The following is a 19,186-nucleotide window of genomic DNA, read 5'->3' as shown; positions in this document are numbered from 1 at the left end:
ATCACCCCGATATCACCAGAGGAATTCCCCGACCAGGAGGACAAGTGGGAAAGAAACCCGGCAGCTGGCGCCGACGGCGTTCACTGCTCGGTGCGTGCGCGGTGGTCTCGGCCGCCGTGCTCGCAGCGGTCACCGTGTCCACGGCCAACGCGGACGCTCCCCCGACGGCCGCGAAGCACGGCGACCAGTTCACGACCGCCACGCCGATCAAGCACGTCGTCGTCATCTTCGGCGAGAACATCTCGTTCGACCACTACTTCGGCACCTACCCCAACGCCACCAACGCCGACGGCACGCCGTTCACGGCCGCCAAGAACACACCGAAGGTCGACGGGCTCACCCCTGATCTGCTGACGAAGAACCCGAACGCCTTCAACCCGCAGCGGCTCTCCCCCTCGCAGGCGCTGACCTGCGACCAGAACCACAGCTACGGCGCCGAGCAGGCCGCGTTCAACGGCGGCAAGATGGACCAGTTCGTCGAGAAGACCGAGACGGACACGTGCACGGGGCAGCCGATCCTGTTCGGCCAGCCGGGCCTGGTCATGGACTACTACGACGGCAACACCGTCACCGGGCTGTGGAACTACGCGCAGCACTACGCGATGAGCGACAACTCGTACAACACGACGTTCGGCCCGTCGACGCCCGGGGCGATCAACCTCATCTCCGGGCAGACGCACGGCACCAAGGCCGTCAACTCGGTGACGCACGAGCCGGTCTCCGACCCGTTCGTGAAGTCGCCCGACGCGAACGGCGTGGGCACCGTGGTGAGCGACCCGGACCCGGCCTACGACGACTGCTCCGACAAGAACCACACGGCCACCGACAACCTGGCGAGCCAGGACGGCAGGAACATCGGTGACCTGCTGAACGCGAAGGGCGTCACCTGGGGCTGGTTCCAGGGCGGGTTCCGCCCGACGGGCACGGCGAACGGCTTCGCGGTGTGCGGCCAGACGCACCAGAACATCGGGGGCATCGCCGTCACCGACTACAGCCCGCACCACGAGCCGTTCCAGTACTACGCCTCGACGTCGAACCCGAAGCACCTGCCGCCGAGCTCCGTGGCCGCGATCGGGCAGACCGACCAGGCCAACCACCAGTACGACACGGCCGACTTCGACGCCGCACTCGCGGCCGGGAACATGCCGGCGGTCAGCTTTCTGAAGGCCCCGGCCTACGAGGACGGCCACGCCGCCAACTCGGACCCGATCGACGAGCAGCGGTTCGTCGTCGACGAGGTCAACAAGATCCAGCAGTCGAAGGACTGGGCCTCGACGGCGATCGTGCTGGCCTACGACGACTCCGACGGCTGGTACGACCACGCGCACGCGGTGATCAGCGGGTCGCAGGACACGTCGCAGGACCAGGGCATCTGCACCGGCGCACCGGCACGGGTCGGCACGTACGCGGACCGCTGCGGCTACGGCCCCCGGCTGCCGCTCGAGGTGATCTCGCCCTACAGCAAGGTCAACTTCGTCGACCACACGCGGACCGACCAGACCTCGGTGCTGAAGTTCATCGAGGACAACTGGTCCACCGGCCGGATCGGCGACGCGTCCTACGACACGTCAGCAGGCGACCTGACGAACATGCTCGACTTCAAGGGCCCCAAGGCCAAGGCCGTGACCCTCGACCCCGGCACCGGCGCCGTGGTGGACGACAAGCCGGGCAACGGCCCCAAGCCCGGCAAGCCGGGTGACCCCGGCAAGCCCGGCAAGCCCGGTGACCCCGGCAAGCCCGGTGACCCCGGCAAGGGCAACGGCTGACCGCCGAGCACCCCTGACCCAAGTTCAGGAAAGCCACTTTCAGGTCCCGTGGGGGCAGGAAAGTGGCTTTCCTGAACCACGGGGCGTGGCCCTCAGAGCATGCCCAGCAGCATGGCCGTCATCGACGTGGCCACCGCCAGGTGCGCCATCGACGCGGTGCGGGGTGCGCACGGCGAGAGCGTGGGCGCTCGCAGCGCCACCGCGGTGTCCGAGCCGGCGGACGGCTCCCGCGGCGGGTGGGTGCGGTCGACGCAGCGCAGCGCGTGCCAGGCGAAGTAGCCCGCGAGCAGCATCGCCGTGGCCGACACGAGAGCCACCGCGCCCCCGACCGCTCCGGTGGAGCCGTGCGCCGCGTGGCCGCCGAGAGCACCGGCGGGATGCCCGACCGCCAGCATGAACAGCATCGCGCCGCCGCAGACGACGTGGTGGGACGCCTCGCCGCGCAGGCCCGCGCCGCGGAGCACCCGCACCGCGAACCAGCCGGCGCAGACCCCGAACACCGCCGACCACGCCGCCGTCGGCAGCGGGTTGCCGAGCGGCGAGAACATCGCTGCCATCCCGAGGCCCATGGCCGCGTAGGAGATCTCGCCGAGGACGTCGCGACGCAGCACCACGAGCCGCAGAACGTGCACCAGCCCCGCGGCGAGACAGAGCACCGCCAGCGCGCCCGACATCGACGGCATGAATGCCCTCCCGACCCGTTCGCGAGCGCAGATGATCGAGGGAAACGATAGGTCACGAAAGGGTCGCTTTTCCATACCGTGCCGGGGTAGTGAGTCCTGCGGCAGGCGTGTGACGAGCAGGTGTCCGTGCCGGAATGGGTCTTGCACCGCGGGCCGCCCGCGTTCGAAGGTGTCCCCTTCCCCTTCCGGGCGAGCACGGCGGAGGTCGAGACATGGCGGGAGATTCCCGGGTGGTCCGCGCAGCGCTGGTGCAGGCGAAGTGGACCGGTGACACCGCGTCCATGGTCGACGTGCACGAGTCCTACGCGCGCGCCGCAGCGGAGCAGGGCGCCCAGGTGCTGGGCTTCCAGGAGGTGTTCAACGCGCCGTACTTCTGCCAGGTGCAGGAGGCGGAGCACTACCGGTGGGCGGAGGCGGTGCCCGACGGGCCGACGGTGCAACGGATGCAGGCGCTGGCCCGTGAGACCGGCATGGTGCTCGTGGTGCCGGTCTTCGAGGTGGAGGCCTCGGGCTTCTACTACAACACCGCCGCCGTCATCGACGCCGACGGGACCTTCCTCGGCAAGTACCGCAAGCACCACATCCCGCAGGTCAAGGGCTTCTGGGAGAAGTTCTACTTCCGGCCGGGCAACCTGGGCTGGCCGGTGTTCGACACCGCGGTCGGCAAGGTCGGGGTCTACATCTGCTACGACCGCCACTTCCCCGAGGGCTGGCGTGCGCTCGGGTTGGCCGGAGCGCAGATCGTCTACAACCCGAGCGCCACGAGCCGCGGGCTCTCGGCCTACCTGTGGAAGCTGGAGCAGCCTGCGGCCGCCGTGGCCAACGAGTACTTCATCGCCGCGATCAACCGGGTGGGCGTGGAGGAGTACGGCGACAACGACTTCTACGGCACCAGCTACTTCGTCGACCCGCGCGGCCAGTTCGTCGGGGAGACGGCGTCCGACAACGACGAGGAGCTGCTGGTGCGTGACCTGGACCTGGGGATGATCGACGAGGTGCGCCGGCAGTGGGCGTTCTACCGCGACCGCCGTCCCGACGCCTACGGCCCGTTGGTGGAGGGATGAGCGAGTTGCTGGCGCGCACCCGCGCCGTCCTCCCGTCATGGCTCGCCGTCTACTACGAGGAGCCGATCGAGATCGAGCGCGGCGAGGGCCGCCACGTCTGGGACGCCGACGGGAAGCGCTACCTCGACTTCTTCGGCGGCATCCTCACCACGATGACGGCCCATGCGCTGCCCGAGGTGACGAAGGCCGTCAGCGAGCAGGCCGGGCGGATCATCCACAGCTCCACGCTGTACCTGAACCGGCCGATGGTGGAGCTGGCCGAACAGATCGCGGCGGTCTCGGCCATCCCGGACGCCAAGGTCTTCCTCACCACCAGCGGCACCGAGGCCAACGACGCCGCACTGCTGCTCGCCAGCACGCTGCGGCGCTCCAACCAGATCCTCGCGCTGCGCAACAGCTACCACGGCCGGTCGTTCTCCACGATCGCCATCACGGGCAACCGGTCGTGGTCGCCCACGTCGCTCTCGCCGTTCCAGACCTACTACGTGCAGGGCGGCCAGCAGTACCGCTCGCCCTACGCCGGCCTGTCCGACGGCGAGTACATCGCGGCGTGCGTGACGGACCTGAAGGACGTGCTCGACCAGTCCGGCGGGGACATCGCCGCGTTCATCGCCGAGCCGATCCAGGGCGTCGGCGGGTTCACCTCCGGTCCCGACGGGCTGCTGGGCGCGTTCGCCGAGGTGCTGCGCGAGCACGGGATCCCGTGGATCTCCGACGAGGTGCAGACCGGGTGGGGGCGCACGGGCGAGCACTTCTGGGGCTGGCAGGCCCACAGCGACGATCGGAACCGAGCGACCCCGGACATCGTCACGTTCGCCAAGGGCGTCGCCAACGGGCTGTCGATGGGCGGGGTGATCGCGAGGGCCGAGGTGATGGACGGCCTGGGCGCCAACTCGATCTCGACGTTCGGCGGCTCCCCGCTCACGTCGGCAGGCGCGCTGGCCAACCTGCGCTACCTGCTCGACCACGACCTGCAGGCCAACGCCGCCCGGCACGGCAGCACACTGCTCGCCGGGCTCCGCGCTCAGGAGAGCCCGATCGTCGGTGACGTCCGGGGCAAGGGCCTCATGATCGGTGTGGAGATCGTGCGGCCCGGCACGGGCGACCCGGGTGACCCCGCGCCCGAGCTGGCGAACGCCGTGCTGGAGGCCACGAAGCGACGAGGCCTGCTGGTCGGCAAGGGCGGCCTGCACGGCAACGTCCTGCGCATCGCCCCGCCGATGACCCTGACCCACGCCGAGGCAGAAGAGGGCCTGAGCATCCTGACGGCGTCGCTGGAGGAGGTCACCCCATGAGCACGGTCGTCGTCCGGAACGGGCTGGTCGTCACCGCGTCCGATGAGCTCCTCGCCGATGTGCTGGTCGACGGGGAGCAGGTGGTGGCCCTCGCCGCCACGGGCTCCGCCGTCGCCGACAGCTGGCACGCCGACACCGTCGTCGATGCCGCCGGCATGTACGTCGTGCCGGGCGGGGTCGACGCGCACACGCACATGGAGATGCCCTTCGGCGGGACGAAGGCGGCCGACACGTTCGAGACCGGCACCCGCGCCGCCGCGTGGGGCGGCACCACCACGATCGTCGACTTCGCGATCCAGCAGGTGGGCGGGGGCCTGCGGGAGGGCCTCGATGCCTGGCACGCCAAGGCCGACGGCAACTGCGCGATCGACTACGCGTTCCACATGATCATGGCCGACGTCAACGAGGGCTCCCTCAAGGAGATGGAGGCCCTCATCGGCGAGGGCGTCACCAGCTTCAAGCTGTTCATGGCCTATCCCGGCGTGTTCTACAGCGACGACGGCAAGATCCTGCGTGCGCTGCAGAAGGGCGCCGAGACCGGCGGCCTCGTGATGATGCACGCCGAGAACGGCATCGCGATCGACGTGCTGGTGGAGCAGGCACTGGCGACGGGCCACACCGACCCGCGCTACCACGGCGAGGTGCGCCACGCCCTGCTCGAGGCCGAGGCCACCCATCGCGCGATCAAGCTGGCCCAGGTGGCGGGTGCGCCGATCTACATCGTCCACCTGTCAGCGGCGCAGGCGCTCGCGCAGGTCACCGCGGCACGGGACGAGGGCTACAACGCCTTCGCCGAGACCTGCCCGCAGTACCTGTTCCTCTCCACCGACGACCTCGGCAAGCCCGGCTTCGAGGGCGCCAAGTACGTCTGCTCCACGCCGCTGCGCCCGGCCGAGCACCAGGCGGCGCTGTGGCGGGGGCTGCGCACCGACGACCTGTCCGTCGTCTCCACCGACCACTGCCCGTTCTGCTTCAAGGGGCAGAAGGAGATGGGGGTCGGCGACTTCTCGAAGATCCCCAACGGCCTGCCCGGCGTCGAGACCCGGATGGACCTGCTGCACCAGGGCGTGGTCGAGGGCCACATCTCCCGCAAGCGCTGGATCGAGATCGCCTGCGCCACCCCGGCCCGGATGTTCGGCCTCTACCCGCGCAAGGGCACGATCGCGCCCGGCGCCGACGCCGACATCGTCGTCTACGACCCGAACGCCACCCAGGTGCACTCCGCACAGACGCACCACATGGCCGTCGACTACTCCTGCTACGAGGGCCGGGAGACCACCGGGAAGGTGCGCACCGTCCTGTCCCGCGGGCGGGTGGTCGTCGACGCCGGGGATTACCTCGGCAGCGCAGGCCACGGCCGCTTCCTCAAGCGAGACACCTGCCAGTACCTGCGATGAATGGAGCCACGTTGGACATCGGGCTCGTCCTGCAGACCGATCCACCCGCGCAGACCGTCGTCGACCTCATGGTGCGGGCGGAGGAGCTGGGGTTCAGCCACGGCTGGACGTTCGACTCGCACGTGCTCTGGCAGGAGCCCTACGTCATCTACCCGCGGATCCTGGAACGGACCTCGCGGCTGATCGTCGGGCCGATGGTCACCAACCCCGCCACGCGGGACTGGACGGTCATCGCGTCGCTGCACGCCACGCTGAACGAGATGTACGGCAACCGGACGGTCTGCGGCATCGGCCGCGGTGACTCGGCGGTGCGCGTGCAGGGCCGCCACCCCACGACACTGGCCCGGCTCGAGGAGTCGATGCACGTGATCCGGGAGCTGGCGGAGGGCCGGGCCGTGGACCTGCACGACACCACGGTCCAGATCCCCTGGGTGCCCGCCGGCGCGTCGCTGCCGGTCTGGATGGCCGGGTACGGCCCGAAGGCGCTCGACCTGGTCGGGCGGGCCGCCGACGGGTTCATCCTGCAGCTCGCCGACCCCTATCTCGTCGAATGGACGGTGAAGACCGTCCGGTCGTCGGCGGAGGCGGCGGGCCGCGACCCGTCCGAGATCACGATCTGCGTGGCGGCACCCGCCTACGCGGGGTCCGATCTCGCGCATGCCCGTGACCAGTGTCGATGGTTCGGCGGCATGGTGGGCAACCACGTGGCCGACCTCGTCACGCGCTACGGGGAGTCGTCGGAGGCCGTGCCGGTCGAGCTCAGCGGCTACATCAAGGGGCGCGCCGGCTACGACTACAGCCACCACGGCCGGGCCCACAACCGGTCCACCGGCTTCGTGCCCGACGAGGTGGTCGACCGGTTCTGCCTGCTCGGCCCGCCGGCCGCGCAGCTGGAGAAGCTCGCCCAACTGCGGGAGCTCGGTGTCGACCAGTTCGCGATCTACGCCATGCACGACGCCCGGGAGGAGACGGTCGAGGCCTACGGCAGGTCGGTGATCCCGCAGCTCTGACCCGCCGGCCCGGGTGCCGTCACGCCTCGCGCGCGGCGGTGGCCGCGACCGTGCCCAGCAGCAGGAGGCCCTCGGCGCTGCGGGACCCCGGCTCGGCGTCGTAGACGACCAGTTCCTGGCCCGGGGCCGAGCGCACGTCGAACGTCTTCATGGTCAGCGTCAGCGGACCGACGTCGGAGTGCTGGACGAGCTTGGTGTCGAGCGCCTTACCGCGGGCGTCGTGGCGGGACCACAGGTCCCGGAACTCCGGGCTGTGCTCGAGCAGTTCGGTCAGCACGGCGCGCACCCGGGGATCGCCGGGGGACGCGCCGTGGCCGAGCCGGAAGCCGGCCACGGAGTTCGCGGCGACCGTCTCCCAGTCGACGTAGAAGTCGCGCGCCCGCGGGTCCAGGAAGAGCAGCAGCATCAGGTTGCCCGAGAAGGTGAACCCGCTGAACAGGGCCCGGGCGATCGAGTTGGCAGCCAGGACGTCGTAGGCGCGGTTGTAGACCAGCGCGGGAGTGGTCGGCCGGGCCTCCATGAGCCGGAGCAGGCCCGGGTCCACCCGCTCGGCGACCGCAGGGCGTGCCGGCCGCGGCGCGAGCCCGGCCAGCCGGAACAGGTGGGCGCGGCCGTCGTCGTCGAGCCGCAGCGCCGTTCCCAGCGCGTCGAGCACCTGCGCCGACGGCGACCGTTCGCGGCCCTGCTCCAGGCGGATGTAGTAGTCGGCGCTCAGACCGGCCAGCAGGGCGACCTCCTCACGGCGCAGGCCCGGAACCCGGCGGGTGCCCGTGCTGACCAGGCCCGCCGTCTCGGGCCGGACGAGCGCGCGCCTGCTGCGCAGGTAGTCACCCAGCTCGGTCGGGGCCATGCGGCGAGGGTACGACCGGGTGTCCCGCCGTGCCTGGGTGCAGCGCACCCAGGAGGAACAGACCCTGAAGGTGGGCGCCGGACGACACCAACCTGGACGCATGACGAACTCGAAGATCGTTCTGGTCACCGGCGCGTCCAGCGGTATCGGCGAGGCGGTCGCCACCCGGCTCGCCGGCGAGGGCCACCACGTGGTCGCAGGCGCCCGCCGCGAGGACCGGCTCGCTGCGCTCGTGGAACGGGGTGCAGGCCGCATCAGCGCCCGCAGGCTCGATGTGACCGACCGCGTCGACGTCGCCGCGTTCGTCGAGGACGCCGTGGCCGTGCACGGCCGCATCGACGTCGTCGTCGACAACGCCGGTGTCATGCCCCTCTCGCGGCTCGACGCCGGCCTCGTCGACGAGTGGGACCGCATGATCGACGTCAACGTCCGCGGCCTGCTCCACGGCATCGCCGCAGCGTTGCCCGTGTTCCAGCGCCAGGGCGGTGGCCACTTCGTGACGGTCGCCTCGATCGGCGCGCACGAGGTGGTGCCCACGGCGGCGGTCTACTCCGGCACCAAGTTCGCCGCGTGGGCGATCACCGAGGGCCTGCGGTTGGAGGTCGACCCCAGCATCCGGGTGACGACGGTGTCGCCCGGCGTGGTCGAGTCGGAGCTCGCCGACTCCATCTCCGACCCGACGGCGGCCCGGGCGATGAGGAGCTACCGCGCCGAGGCGATCCCACCGGACGCCATCGCGCGCGCGGTGTCGTACGCGATCGGCGAGCCGCCGGACGTCGACGTCAACGAGATCATCGTGCGGCCGTCCCGGCAGCGGTGACGCACCAGTGGGTCACGACGCCGCCGCGCCGTTCAGGATCTGCGGCACCGGCGGCGGCACGGCGAGCGCCCGTGCCGAACGGCGACCCGAGAACCGGGCGAAGCCCGGCACGGAGGAGAGCACGCGCAGCGCCAGTGGCGGGCGGGGGTCGCCGGAGCGCAGGCGCTCCGCCGCGCTGCGCTCCACCTGCACCTGGAACCGCTGCTCCCGGTCGACCGACGGCCGCCGCACCCGTTCCACCTGCCCGGCCGCCGCGTCGAGCATCGCGTGGTCGGGCCGGGCGGCGGTGAGGGGTCCGACGAGCCGGTTGGCGGCCTCGGCGGCGTCGAGGATCGCGAGGTTGATGCCGTTGCCGCCGACCGGCGAGATCACGTGCGCGGCGTCGCCGATGAGCAGCAGTCCCGGCTCGGTCCAGCGGTCGAGACTGGTGATGCGGACCGGCAGCAACGAGAGGTCGTTGACGTCGGTGAGCACGTCGATGCGGTCGCCCAGCCACGGCACCAGCCTGCGCAGCACCGCCGCCAGCGGCTCGACGCCGCCCGCCCGGACCTCGGGGAACGTGCCGGCGGGAATCGTGAAGCCGATCTGCCAGTCGGTGCCCTGCCCGAGCACCGCGAGGTTCTGACCCGGCTCGCAGCGCAGCTCGAGGCCGGACATCGGAGGGTCGCCGGCGCGCCGCGGCACGGCGAACCAGCAGATGTCGAGGCTCGCCCCGAGCTCCGTGGCCCGGACGGACGACAGCGCGCGGACCTTGGAGCTGCGCCCGTCGGCTCCGACGACGAGGTCGGCCCCCAGCTCGTGGCGCCTCCCGTCATGCCGGTACTCCACCCCCGCCACGCGCCCGGACTCGTCGCGCAGCAGCGCCGAGACCCGCGCGCCCATCCGCACGTCGGCGCCGGGGAAGCGCTGCGTCTGCGCCACCATGAACGGCAGGAACTCCGCCTGCGGCACCAGCGCGTAGTAGGGGTGGGTGCGGCTGGCGTCGCGGTAGTCGGCGAGCGTGTAGGCGCGGTCGGGAGTGCGCCACACGAACGCGTCGGCCACCGCGTGCCCCACGGTGGCGAGCATGGGCGCGGCGAGGCCCAGCACGTCGAGGTGGTCGAGGATCGACGGCGCGATGCTGTCGCCGCGGAACCGGCGGTCGAAGTCTCCGCGGGACTCGAGCAACGTCACCTCGGCCCCGCCGCGGGCGAGCAGGTAGGTCAGCACCACCCCCGCCGGGCCGCCGCCGACCACGACACACCGTGCTCTCTCGTTCATGCGGCTCCCGTCGCTTTCGTCCGTTCCGACGGTAGGCGACGCCGGCGGCCGGGGCGCGGCGACGGGGACGACGCGCCCTTCGGATCAGCGCAGCAGCCGCACCGTCACGCCTGCGTCGACGGACTTCCATGCCCGGTCGGCGGTGACCGCCTCCACGGAGAGCCGGTGGGCGAGGGCGAGGCACGCGCGATCACCGAGGGACAGGCCAGTCTCGCGACCGGCGTCCCACAGCTCCGCGGTGCGCCGGGCGTCGTCCGGTGTGAAGGGCTCGACCCGCAGGCCGAGTTCCTGCAGCGCAGCCACCGTGGCCGACGCAGGATGGAGGCCACGCTGTGCGAGCTTCGCCAGCACCTCGGACCAGTTGACCGCCGACACCACGGCGCCGTCGAGCACCTCCTCCACCGCATCCGCCCCGGGCTCGCGGTACAGGAGCGCGAGGATCGCCGAGGCGTCGAGTACAGCGGTCACCGGGAGGACTCACCGGCCTCGCGGCGGCCAGCGGCGCGCCGCTCGGCGATCAGCTCGTCCACCGCGCTACCGGTCGCCCCCGCCGCCTCTGTCTCACGGGCGACGACGTCCTGGATGCGCGCGAGGAGGTGGCGCCGTTCTTCGAGCACGAGCCGTCCGCCCTCCACGTAGGCGACGAGCCGCGACCCCGGCGCCAGTCCGAGCTCCTGACGTATCTGCGCCGGTATCGTCACGCGCCCTTGCTCGTTGACAGATACCTCGCTCTGCGTCACGCCCGGAGTTCACGTGTCATCTCATCTCCGGGGGCGAATGGGACGCGGCCGGTGTGGAACGGGCGACAGTTCGTTCGACGTGCCTGAAGCGCCACCTCCGGCGGGGCAGAGTGTGTGCGTGGGTCACGATGCGAACGCCGAGCGAGCTACGAGCACCTCCGTCGTCATCGTGGGCGCCGGGGTGGCCGGCCTGACCATCGGCCGCCTGCTGCGCACCGCCGGGGTGGACTGCGTCGTCCTGGAGACCGAGAGCAGGCAGTTCATCGAGCAGCGGCCCCGGGCGGGCTTCATCGAGGAGTGGGTGGTCCGGGCGCTGGAGCGGCACGGCCTCGCCGACGGCCTGCTCGCCCACGCCACCCCGCAGAGCGAGTGTGAGTTCCGGATGGACGGCGCCCGGTACGTCTTCCGGTACGGCGAACTGAGCGGGCACCACCATTTCGTCTATCCGCAGCAGCTGCTGGTCACCGACCTGGTACGGGCATACGCAGACGACGCCGGCGGCCCCGTCCACTTCGGCGTCACGGACGTCGCGCTGCACGGGCTCGACACGGCGCAGCCCTCCGTCTCCTTCACCGCGTCCGAGACCGGGGAACGGCACGTCATCACCTGCGACTTCATCGCAGGGTGCGACGGCGCGCGCGGCGTGTCCCGTCACGCCGTTCCGGAGGGCGCGATGCGTGTCATCCGGCACGACTTCGGCGTCGGCTGGATGGCCATCCTCGCCGAGGCTCCCCCGTCGAGCTCGCACGCCCTCTTCGGTCTGCACCCGCACGGGCTGGGCGCGTTCATGCACCGCAGCCCCGACATCAGCCGGTACTACCTGGAGGTCCCGGCCGGCGACAGCCCGGACAACTGGCCGCACGAGCGGGTCTGGAGCGAGCTGCGGGAACGGCTCGAGGTACCCGGTGCCGAGCCGCTGGTCGAGGGCGAGCTGCTGGAGAAGCGCGTGCTCGACATGCACAACTACGTCGTCGAGCCCATGTCCTACGGTCGGCTCCACCTGGCCGGGGACTCCGCTCACCTGCTGGCACCGGTCGGGGCCAAGGGCATGAACGCGGCGCTGCACGACGCGTTCCTGCTGACCGATGCCCTGCTGGCGCACTACGAGCAGGGCGATGACAGCCGCCTCGCCGGCTACTCCGACGACGCACTGCGGCGCGTCTGGCAGTACCAGGAGTTCAACCAGTGGCTGGCGGAGATCATGCACGGCCCGTCGTCCGGCGACCCCTTCCGGGCGCAGGTCGCCGCAGCCCGGCTGCGCCGGATGGTGGACTCGGCGACCAACGGCGCGTCGGTCGCCGGCCTCTACATCGGGATCGATGCGGACCACTGAGTCCCCGGCACGGCACGCGAAGCTCGTCCACCATGTTCAGGAGGAACCCCGAATGGCCTCGAAGGAAGCGTACGAACGCGGGCTGCAGCTCCTGCGTGAGACCAACGGTGAGAACGGACTGAAGGTCCTCGACGTCCTCGCCGACGTCTCACCCGAGCTCGGCAACCAGGTCGTCGGCTGGGCGTTCGGGGAGATATCCGCCCGCCCGAACCTGTCGCGCCGCGACCGGCAGCTCCTCAACCTCGGGATGCTCACGGCGCTCGGCACCGAACCCCAGCTCGAGCTGAACATCAACTCCGCGCTGAACATCGGCCTCACCCCTGAGGAGATCGTCGAGGCCTTTCTGCACGCGCTCGTCTACTGCGGCCTGCCGCGGGCCCTCAACGCCACCCTCGCTGCCAAGAAGGTGTTCGCCGAACGCGGTCTGCTGCCCGTCGTCCCCGGCGAGACGACCACGTCCTGAGGCAGGTCCCGAGGGCACGTCACACCGTGCGGATCGTCGCCATCATCGCCATGTCCTCGTGCTCCAGGTTGTGGCAGTGGAACACGAACTTGCCGGCGTAGTGCTCGAACCGCACCGCGACGTCGACGATCTCCCCGGGCCGGATGTCCACCGTGTCCTTCCACCCGCCGTCGTAGGGCCCCGGGCCGAAGCTGCCCCGGCGCAGCACCTGGAACGCGTCGAGGTGCACGTGCACGGGGTGGTGCACGTCGCTGACGAACCGCCACACCTCGGTCCAGCCGAGCGGGACGTCGGCCAGCGAACGCTCCGGATCGAACGAGGTGCCGTTGATCGCCCACCCCCGGTGGTCACCGACCGCGCCCCGGGTGAACCGGAACGTCCGCCGGCTCGCGCCCGGCGGTGGCACGAGCGGCTCCACGTCGGCGAGCCGCTCGGGAACCCGGCTGTCGTCCTTCGCGGTGCGCACCACCCGGAACCGCATGATGTCGGTCGTCCGGCCCGTTCCCAGCGGGTTGACCATCGTGACCTCGGTGCCGACCGGCAGCGCCGTGAAGTCGACGACCACGTCGAACCGTTCGCCTGCGGCGAGGTCGAGCGCCTGGTGCGTCACCGGGGCGGCGAGCAGCCCCCCGTCGGACCCGATCTGGACGAGCGGCAGGTCCGACGCCCCCGGCACCTGCAGCACGAGCCGGTACCGGCGGGCGTTGGAGGAGTTGAGCAGCCGCAGCCGGTAGCGCGCGGCGTCGACCTCGTGCACCGGCCAGGGAGCCCCGTTCACCAGCACGACGTCGCCCAGTACACCCTCCATCCAGTCGTCCTCGACACCGGGCACGGAACGCATCCCCTGGTCCAGCCCCGGGTAGGCGAAGGAGCCGTCCGCGGCGAACGCCCGGTCGCAGATCATCAGCGGCAGCTCACGCTCGCCCCGGGGAAGGGGCAGCGCGTCCTCGACGTCGTCGCGCACCAGGTGGAACCCGGCGAGACCCCGGTAGGTCGCCGGACCGGTGAAGTCCATGCGGTGGTCGTGGTACCAGAGCGTCGCCGCGCGCTGGTCCATCGGGTAGCGGTACTCGCGCTCGCCCGCGGCGAGGTCGCCGAGCATCCCGTGGTGCGTCATCGGGTCGGCGGTGCTGCCCACGGGGAGCACCAGGTCCAGTGGCCAGCCGTCGCTCTCGGCGGGGGTGTGCCCGCCGTGCAGGTGCACCACGGTGGGCACGGGCAGCTCGTTGCGGTGCAGCACCACGACGGGGCGCCCCCGGCGGGTCTCGAACGTGGGGCCGGGGAAGATCCCGTCGTAGCCGAGCACGGGGGTGCGCGTTCCGGGCAGGATCTCCAGGTCGGCGACGCGCTGCGTCACGCGGTAGAGATCGGCCCCGCTCGGGTCCGTCCCGGTGGGACGCGTCACGGGCGGCACGGGTAGCGGCACCCGGAACGGGTCGGGCAAGGGCAGGGCACTGGCCAGCTGCTCCCCTGTCTGGCCGGGCGTCGAACCCAGCCCGCAACCGGCCAGCGCGACCCCGGCGCCGGCCGCGCCCACCAGCCCGAGGAAGCCGCGGCGCGACAGCCGGGTCATCGCCTGGTCCGCGGCCGGGCCGCCGACGGGCTCCACGCCCAGGCGGCCAGGAGCACCGAGACGACGACGATCGTGACTCCGAGCGGGATGTGCAGCTCCAGCTGCCGTTCGTAGCCCGCCGCGATCTGGAACCCGTCGGCGAGGAAGAGCAGCACCGCCACCGGCAGCACCCACAACCTGCCCCGGCCGCCGAGCACGTAGGCCAGTGCCACGCCGATCACCGCCATTCCGACGAGGGTCAGCAGCGACCCGATGAGGCCGTGCACGCCGATCGCGTCGACGTCGCCGGTGAGGAACAACCCGGCCAGTACGGGCTGGGCGACCGCCGCGAGCACGTGCACGGTGATCACCGCCCGGAGCGTCCACAACGAGATTCGAGGCCTGCGCACGACCGGCGCGGCCGGAGTGAGAGTGTCCACACCTGAAGAAGCTATAAGTAGAGTGCCTACATATGTATCCGGGATGTCCCTGATCCTCATCCTGATGCGCGCACAGCTCGGGTAGGTAGAATCCCTACTCGTGCGACCCGACGCCGTCCGCGGCCACCTCGACGGGCTGATCCTCGCCGTGCTCGAGGACGGACCCCGCCACGGTTACGCGATCATCGAAGCGCTGCAGACGCGCAGCGGCGGTGCCCTCGACCTGCCCACCGGCACCGTCTACCCGGCGCTGCGCAGGCTCGAGCGCGCGGCGTTGCTCTCCGGCACCTGGAGCACCGTCGCCGGCCGCGAGCGGCGCACGTACACACTCACCCGCTCCGGGCGCCACGCCCTAGCGGGCCAGCGCGCCGAGTGGAACGAGTTCAGCGCCGTGGTGGATGCGGTGCTGCGGCCCGCCGCCGGACGGCCGGCGGGAGGCCTGTCGTGACCGTCCAGGATCCGGTCGACCAGCACCTCGCCGAACTGGCGCGGGCGCTGCACGGCCCCGCCCGCGTCCGGCGGAGCATGCTGCGCGAGGCGCGCGACGGACTGCACGACGCCGTCGCCGCACACCGCACCTACGGGCTCCCTCCGCGGGAGGCGGCGGTGCGCGCCGTGCGCGAGTTCGGCGCCGTCCGCGAGATCGCCCCGCTGTACCAGCACGAGCTGGTGGCGCGGCAGAGCCGGTGGGCGGCACTGCTGCTCCTGGTGGCCTTCCCGGGGATGACGTTCGGCTGGGACCTGCTGTGGCGTAACGGCGTCGGCTGGGACACGAGCCCGCCCCCGACGCTCGTCGTGGCGCTGGCGCGCCTGCAGGACACCGCGAGCTTTCTGGTGGCAGCCGTCGCCGTCGTCCTGCTCGCGGTCACGTTCCTCCGAGCGGCCCCCACGCGGCAGGTCGCGGTGCTGGCGGGTCTCACCGGTGTGACCGGTGCGGTCGTCTGCGGCGGCACGGGTGTGCTGATGAACCTGGTCAACGGCCCGGCGACGGCAGCCATGCTCGTCACGAAGCCGTTCGCGCTTCCGGCGTTCATGGTGAGCGCGCTGGTGTGCGCACTCGTGGTGCGTTCAGCGGTGCGCACGCTGCGGGTGGCCGCAACCCGGGTCGTGGACTGAACGGATCAGACCAGTGACCGGACCCGCAGGTCGGGTAGAGCCCTGGCGAGCACGTCGAAGTCTCGGTCGCGGTGCAGGAGGACGGCGCCTGTCCGCATCGCGACGGCGGCGATGAGACAGTCGAGGAGCTTCCGCACCGTGCCGCCACCGGCTCTGACCGCGCGGTACGCCACCGCCGCGTGGCGATAGTCCAGGAGAGCATCGACCGACAGCAGAGCCAGCCCGCTGGTCAGCTTGTCAATCTCGGTGAACGCGCGCTCCGAGCCCGCGCCGGCGAGCAGTTCCATGACCACGGGTTCGGTGACGGCGATGTCGTGCGGACGCTCGCGCACCAACTCGCGGACCGCCACGTTCGCCGGTGACCCGGTGGCGCGAAAGTACTCGATCCACGCCGACGAGTCGATCAGCTCCACTCTCGACCCTCGATCTTCGACCTGCGCATCTCGTCGAGATCGCCCTCCCAGCCGATCCCTTCCAAGCCCTCCAGGAACTCCGGCGACAGTCGGGGACCGACGAGCCGCCGCAGCGCCAGGTCGACGACCTCCTTCTTCGTCCTGAGGCCGTAGCGACGCATCGCCTCGGCGACAAGCTCATCGTCGAGGTCGATGTTGGTGCGCGACATACACCAACCATACACCTCACTGAACCCGTTACTTCGACAGGGGATGTCAAGGATTCCTGTCATCGTGAGGACCATGACGCTGGAGAACAGGCCACTCACCGACCGCGTGGCCCTGGTTGCGGGGGCCACCCGAGGAGCGGGCCGGGGCATCGCGGTGGAGCTCGGCGCGGCCGGGGCCACCGTGTACGTCACCGGCCGGTCGACCCGCGGCAGGCGCAGCGAGTACAACCGGCCGGAGACGATCGAGGAGACCGCCGAGCTGGTCAGCGCGGCGGGGGGCACCGGCATCGCGGTGCCCACCGACCACCTCGTGTCCGAGCAGGTCGCGGCGCTCGTGACCCGCATCGACGCCGAGCAGGGCCGCCTCGACGTGCTGGTGAACGACATCTTCGGCGGTGACTTCCTGGCGGACTGGGACAAGCCGGTGTGGGAGCACTCCCTCGACGACGGGCTGCGGCTGCTCCGCCTCGCCGTCGACACCCACCTCGTCACCGCGCACCACGCGTTCCCGCTGCTGATCCGCAAGCCCGGCGGCCTGGTCGTCGAGGTCACCGACGGCACCGCCGCGTACAACGCCGAGAACTACCGCATCAACGTGTTCTACGACCTCGCCAAGATCACGCCGATCCGGTTGGCGCGAAGCTGGGCCCACGAGCTCGGCAGCCACGGCGCCACGGCGGTGGCGGTGACACCGGGATGGCTGCGCTCGGAGCTCATGCTCGATGTCTACGGCGTCACCGAGGAGAGCTGGCGCGACGCCTGCGCGAAGCAACCGCACTTCGCCATCTCCGAGACACCACACTTCATCGGCCGCGCGGTGGCGGCGCTGGCCGCCGACCCGCAACGGGAACGCTGGCAGGGCTCCTCGCTCTCGTCGGGCGGCCTGGCCCGCGAGTACGGGTTCACCGATCTCGACGGCTCCGCACCCGACGCCTGGCGCTACGTCGTGGAGGTGCAGGACGCGGGCAAGCCGGCCGACACCACCGGCTACCGCTGACCGGGGCCGACCGACGCAGCCCGGTCAGCCCAGGACGACGGGGTCGCCCTCGCGCACCACACCACCATCGAGCACCTCGGCGTAGACGCCTGCGCACGGCAGCACCCCGAAACCGGGCACATCCACCCGGTTCTCGGTGAGCAGGGTGCGCACGGCGTGCACGGCACGTGGCAACGACCCGTGTTCGAGGGTGGGCACCGAGCAGCGCGGGGTGGGCAGCGTGCCACGGAGCCGGACCTCGCCGATCGTGATGTCCCGGCCGACCCAGTCGTTCTCGGCGAAGGGCACCCCCTGCTGGCCGACGACGACGACGTTGGGCCGGTAGCGCACCGCCTCGGTGCCGATGTGGTCGAGCGTGGCGGTGGTGATCAGGTGCACCGGGGCGTAGTCGACGAACGAGGAGCCGCTGGTGCCCTGCGCGATCTCCAGCGTCTGGTACGGCACGTCGGCCTCCACCCCGCCGGCCAGCACGTCCTCCGGGTCCGGCCGTTCCACCGTGGCGCCGGCAGGCCGCGTGCCCGCCAGCACGACGGTCCGCCCGAGAACCGCCGACAACAGCTCGTCGACGCCGTCGTCCGTGGCGCCGACCGAACGGCCGTCGGGGAGCACGATGCGCACGCCCGTGCCGTCGTGCACGGCACTGAACCGGAGCAACGACCGCCATAGCCGTGGGTGTTTCGCCGTGGCCACCCGGCCGGTGACCGTGTCGAGCAGGGCGAGCGTGCGGTCGCCCTCGACCCCTCCCACCGTGAGCACGGCCTCGGTGAGCGCCTCGCCGAGCATCGACTTGACCGGGTACCGGCGCAGCGCCCCGACCGCCCCCACGGCGCCGGCGCCCGGCACGGTCACCCCAGGCCGTTCTGGGTGAGCCAGTTCTTCGCCACCGTCTCGGCCGACGGCTTCGTGTCGCCCGCAGCCTCCGCGTTGAGAGCGGTGAGGTTCTCGGTGGTGAGCTTGGCGGAGACGCCGTTGAGCACCTGCGTGACCGTGTCGTTGACCTTCGCCTTGTTGATCAGCGGCACCACGTTCTGCGCGGCGAAGTTGTCCTTCGGGTCGGTGAGCACCACGAAGTCGTTGGCCGGGATCGACGCGTCGGTGGTGAAGATGTCGGCGGCCTGCACGTCGCCGTTCTTCAGCGCCGAGACGGTGAGCGGGCCACCCGCGTCGAGGGACCGGTACTCCTTGAAATTGCACCCGTAGGTCTCGGCGATGCCGGGGATGCCGTCCGGGCGGGTCTGGAACTCCGGCGGCCCGCCGAACGTCAGCTGCCCGCAGTTCGGAGCGAGATCGGCGAGGCTCGTGGCGTTCAGGCGGGTGGCGGTCTCCCTCGTGACGACCACGGCGTCCTTGTCCTCGGCCGCGGACTTGTCGAGCACCGTGAGGCTCCCCGGCAGCGCCGACTTCAGCGCCGTGTACACGGCGTCCGGCGCGGTCTCCGTGGCCTGCTTGTTCAGGAACTGCAGGAGCACGCCCGTGTACTCCGGGATCAGGTCGATGGAACCGTCCTGCAGGCCCGGGAAGTACGTCTCACGGCTGCCGATGTTGAGCTTCTTCTCCACGTTGATGCCCTTGGCCTGGAGGGCCTGCGCGTAGATCTCGGCGAGGATCTGGTTCTCGGTGAAGTTGGCCGACCCCACGATGATCGTGTCGGAGGGCGCCGCGGCGCTACCGCCCGAGTTGAGCGGGTCGGAGCCGCCGCCACACGCCGCCAGGGCGAGGGCGGAGATGGCCGCCAGTGCGGCGGTGCGGGCGATCAGGGAGCGTCTCATCAGGTGGTC

At 71.3% G+C, this 19,186-nt stretch carries 22 protein-coding genes; 11 read left to right on the top strand and 11 right to left on the bottom strand.

All coding sequences use genetic code 11. The annotated features are described in order from the left end of the window. The first annotated feature begins 44 nt into the window (after positions 1-44). Entirely contained in the window at positions 45-1,766 is a 1,722-nt protein-coding gene (locus HF577_RS16750; protein ID WP_169396798.1) for an alkaline phosphatase family protein, read from the top strand. A 92-nt stretch (positions 1,767-1,858) separates the two neighbouring features. Here HF577_RS16750 and HF577_RS16745 read toward each other — a convergent pair whose 3' ends face one another. Further along, the gene (locus HF577_RS16745) at positions 1,859-2,449 is read right to left on the bottom strand and encodes a DUF5134 domain-containing protein (RefSeq protein WP_169396797.1); all 591 of its coding nucleotides are present in this window, start codon (positions 2,447-2,449) and stop codon (positions 1,859-1,861) included. A gap of 212 nt (positions 2,450-2,661) precedes the next feature. On the opposite strand from HF577_RS16745, the gene HF577_RS16740 reads away from it, so the two are divergent. From HF577_RS16740 to HF577_RS16725, 4 genes are read left to right on the top strand one after another with little or no spacing between them, the layout of a single operon-like run. Beyond that, positions 2,662-3,513 carry a nitrilase-related carbon-nitrogen hydrolase gene (locus tag HF577_RS16740; protein WP_169396796.1) on the top strand — a complete coding sequence of 284 codons (852 nt, stop codon included), beginning with the start codon at positions 2,662-2,664 and terminating at the stop codon, positions 3,511-3,513. Next, on the top strand, positions 3,510-4,808 hold the full coding sequence (locus tag HF577_RS16735; protein WP_169396795.1) for an aspartate aminotransferase family protein: 1,299 nt from the start codon (positions 3,510-3,512) through the stop codon (positions 4,806-4,808). The genes HF577_RS16740 and HF577_RS16735 overlap by 4 nt, the downstream gene beginning before the upstream one ends. Continuing rightward, positions 4,805-6,205 carry a dihydropyrimidinase gene (gene hydA, locus HF577_RS16730; RefSeq protein WP_169396794.1) on the top strand — a complete coding sequence of 467 codons (1,401 nt, stop codon included), beginning with the start codon at positions 4,805-4,807 and terminating at the stop codon, positions 6,203-6,205. Before HF577_RS16735 ends, hydA begins: the two co-directional genes overlap by 4 nt. A gap of 11 nt (positions 6,206-6,216) precedes the next feature. Next, a complete protein-coding gene (locus HF577_RS16725) occupies positions 6,217-7,215 on the top strand; it encodes a TIGR03842 family LLM class F420-dependent oxidoreductase (protein WP_169396793.1) in 999 nt (332 codons plus the stop codon). Between the two features lie 19 nt (positions 7,216-7,234). On the opposite strand, the gene HF577_RS16720 is transcribed toward HF577_RS16725, so the two are convergent. Further along, positions 7,235-8,065, bottom strand: coding sequence for a helix-turn-helix domain-containing protein (locus HF577_RS16720; RefSeq protein WP_169396792.1), 831 nt, complete (start codon positions 8,063-8,065; stop codon positions 7,235-7,237). A gap of 100 nt (positions 8,066-8,165) precedes the next feature. On the opposite strand from HF577_RS16720, the gene HF577_RS16715 reads away from it, so the two are divergent. After that, positions 8,166-8,885 (top strand): SDR family oxidoreductase, encoded by a 720-nt coding sequence (locus HF577_RS16715; protein WP_169396791.1) that lies wholly within the window; start codon positions 8,166-8,168, stop codon positions 8,883-8,885. Between the two features lie 12 nt (positions 8,886-8,897). Here the strand turns inward: HF577_RS16715 and HF577_RS16710 are convergent, their stop codons facing one another. From HF577_RS16710 to HF577_RS16700, 3 genes are all read right to left on the bottom strand, one after another. After that, complete coding sequence (locus tag HF577_RS16710; protein WP_169396790.1) at positions 8,898-10,145, bottom strand: FAD-dependent monooxygenase; 1,248 nt, start codon at positions 10,143-10,145, stop codon at positions 8,898-8,900. An 84-nt stretch (positions 10,146-10,229) separates the two neighbouring features. Then, complete coding sequence (locus HF577_RS16705; RefSeq protein WP_169396789.1) at positions 10,230-10,613, bottom strand: type II toxin-antitoxin system VapC family toxin; 384 nt, start codon at positions 10,611-10,613, stop codon at positions 10,230-10,232. Next, positions 10,610-10,885, bottom strand: coding sequence for an AbrB/MazE/SpoVT family DNA-binding domain-containing protein (locus HF577_RS16700; protein ID WP_169396788.1), 276 nt, complete (start codon positions 10,883-10,885; stop codon positions 10,610-10,612). Before HF577_RS16700 ends, HF577_RS16705 begins: the two co-directional genes overlap by 4 nt. 118 nt (positions 10,886-11,003) lie before the next feature. On the opposite strand from HF577_RS16700, the gene HF577_RS16695 reads away from it, so the two are divergent. After that, positions 11,004-12,218, top strand: a complete 1,215-nt coding sequence (locus HF577_RS16695; RefSeq protein ID WP_312859180.1) for a 4-hydroxybenzoate 3-monooxygenase — start codon at positions 11,004-11,006, stop codon at positions 12,216-12,218. Between the two features lie 52 nt (positions 12,219-12,270). Then, on the top strand, positions 12,271-12,681 hold the full coding sequence (locus tag HF577_RS16690) for a carboxymuconolactone decarboxylase family protein (RefSeq protein ID WP_169396786.1): 411 nt from the start codon (positions 12,271-12,273) through the stop codon (positions 12,679-12,681). A gap of 19 nt (positions 12,682-12,700) precedes the next feature. On the opposite strand, the gene HF577_RS16685 is transcribed toward HF577_RS16690, so the two are convergent. Together HF577_RS16685 and HF577_RS16680 are read right to left on the bottom strand one after the other, a co-directional pair. Beyond that, complete coding sequence (locus HF577_RS16685; RefSeq protein WP_169396785.1) at positions 12,701-14,254, bottom strand: multicopper oxidase family protein; 1,554 nt, start codon at positions 14,252-14,254, stop codon at positions 12,701-12,703. After that, positions 14,251-14,604 (bottom strand): hypothetical protein, encoded by a 354-nt coding sequence (locus HF577_RS16680; RefSeq protein ID WP_169396784.1) that lies wholly within the window; start codon positions 14,602-14,604, stop codon positions 14,251-14,253. Before HF577_RS16680 ends, HF577_RS16685 begins: the two co-directional genes overlap by 4 nt. Positions 14,605-14,773: 169 nt before the next feature. On the opposite strand from HF577_RS16680, the gene HF577_RS16675 reads away from it, so the two are divergent. Both HF577_RS16675 and HF577_RS16670 read left to right on the top strand, forming a co-directional pair. Continuing rightward, positions 14,774-15,121 (top strand): PadR family transcriptional regulator, encoded by a 348-nt coding sequence (locus HF577_RS16675; RefSeq protein ID WP_169396783.1) that lies wholly within the window; start codon positions 14,774-14,776, stop codon positions 15,119-15,121. Further along, positions 15,118-15,789 carry a permease prefix domain 1-containing protein gene (locus tag HF577_RS16670; protein WP_169396782.1) on the top strand — a complete coding sequence of 224 codons (672 nt, stop codon included), beginning with the start codon at positions 15,118-15,120 and terminating at the stop codon, positions 15,787-15,789. The genes HF577_RS16675 and HF577_RS16670 overlap by 4 nt, the downstream gene beginning before the upstream one ends. Before the next feature lie 5 nt (positions 15,790-15,794). Here the strand turns inward: HF577_RS16670 and vapC are convergent, their stop codons facing one another. Next, on the bottom strand, positions 15,795-16,202 hold the full coding sequence (gene vapC / locus HF577_RS16665; RefSeq protein WP_169396781.1) for a type II toxin-antitoxin system VapC family toxin: 408 nt from the start codon (positions 16,200-16,202) through the stop codon (positions 15,795-15,797). Further along, complete coding sequence (locus HF577_RS16660; RefSeq protein ID WP_169396780.1) at positions 16,193-16,411, bottom strand: type II toxin-antitoxin system VapB family antitoxin; 219 nt, start codon at positions 16,409-16,411, stop codon at positions 16,193-16,195. The genes vapC and HF577_RS16660 overlap by 10 nt, the downstream gene beginning before the upstream one ends. Positions 16,412-16,484: 73 nt before the next feature. Here HF577_RS16660 and HF577_RS16655 point away from each other — a divergent pair, with 73 nt between their 5' ends. Then, on the top strand, positions 16,485-17,408 hold the full coding sequence (locus tag HF577_RS16655; protein ID WP_169396779.1) for an SDR family oxidoreductase: 924 nt from the start codon (positions 16,485-16,487) through the stop codon (positions 17,406-17,408). A 24-nt stretch (positions 17,409-17,432) separates the two neighbouring features. Here the strand turns inward: HF577_RS16655 and HF577_RS16650 are convergent, their stop codons facing one another. After that, a complete protein-coding gene (locus tag HF577_RS16650; RefSeq protein WP_312859179.1) occupies positions 17,433-18,257 on the bottom strand; it encodes an MOSC domain-containing protein in 825 nt (274 codons plus the stop codon). After that, positions 18,254-19,177, bottom strand: a complete 924-nt coding sequence (locus HF577_RS16645) for an ABC transporter substrate-binding protein (protein ID WP_169396778.1) — start codon at positions 19,175-19,177, stop codon at positions 18,254-18,256. Before HF577_RS16645 ends, HF577_RS16650 begins: the two co-directional genes overlap by 4 nt. Positions 19,178-19,186: the final 9 nt, after the last annotated feature.

The sequence above is a fragment of the Pseudonocardia xinjiangensis genome (genome assembly GCF_012911925.1).
In the GTDB taxonomy this organism is placed as follows: Bacteria; Actinomycetota; Actinomycetes; order Mycobacteriales; family Pseudonocardiaceae; genus Pseudonocardia; species Pseudonocardia xinjiangensis.
The sequence above is the reverse complement of the archived record's forward strand: the minus strand, read 5'-3'. Positions and strand labels throughout refer to the sequence as shown.

What these genes read in the sequence shown, in the direction of transcription:
- HF577_RS16740 (WP_169396796.1), top strand. Translation starts at nt 2,662, where the DNA reads ATGGCGGGAGATTCCCGGGTGGTCCGCGCAGCGCTGGTGCAGGCGAAG.
- hydA (WP_169396794.1), top strand. Translation starts at nt 4,805, where the DNA reads ATGAGCACGGTCGTCGTCCGGAACGGGCTGGTCGTCACCGCGTCCGAT.
- HF577_RS16720 (WP_169396792.1), bottom strand. Translation starts at nt 8,065, where the DNA reads ATGGCCCCGACCGAGCTGGGTGACTACCTGCGCAGCAGGCGCGCGCTC.
- HF577_RS16685 (WP_169396785.1), bottom strand. Translation starts at nt 14,254, where the DNA reads ATGACCCGGCTGTCGCGCCGCGGCTTCCTCGGGCTGGTGGGCGCGGCC.
- HF577_RS16710 (WP_169396790.1), bottom strand. Translation starts at nt 10,145, where the DNA reads ATGAACGAGAGAGCACGGTGTGTCGTGGTCGGCGGCGGCCCGGCGGGG.
- HF577_RS16715 (WP_169396791.1), top strand. Translation starts at nt 8,166, where the DNA reads ATGACGAACTCGAAGATCGTTCTGGTCACCGGCGCGTCCAGCGGTATC.
- HF577_RS16745 (WP_169396797.1), bottom strand. Translation starts at nt 2,449, where the DNA reads ATGCCGTCGATGTCGGGCGCGCTGGCGGTGCTCTGTCTCGCCGCGGGG.
- HF577_RS16660 (WP_169396780.1), bottom strand. Translation starts at nt 16,411, where the DNA reads ATGTCGCGCACCAACATCGACCTCGACGATGAGCTTGTCGCCGAGGCG.
- HF577_RS16735 (WP_169396795.1), top strand. Translation starts at nt 3,510, where the DNA reads ATGAGCGAGTTGCTGGCGCGCACCCGCGCCGTCCTCCCGTCATGGCTC.
- HF577_RS16690 (WP_169396786.1), top strand. Translation starts at nt 12,271, where the DNA reads ATGGCCTCGAAGGAAGCGTACGAACGCGGGCTGCAGCTCCTGCGTGAG.
- HF577_RS16645 (WP_169396778.1), bottom strand. Translation starts at nt 19,177, where the DNA reads ATGAGACGCTCCCTGATCGCCCGCACCGCCGCACTGGCGGCCATCTCC.
- HF577_RS16655 (WP_169396779.1), top strand. Translation starts at nt 16,485, where the DNA reads ATGACGCTGGAGAACAGGCCACTCACCGACCGCGTGGCCCTGGTTGCG.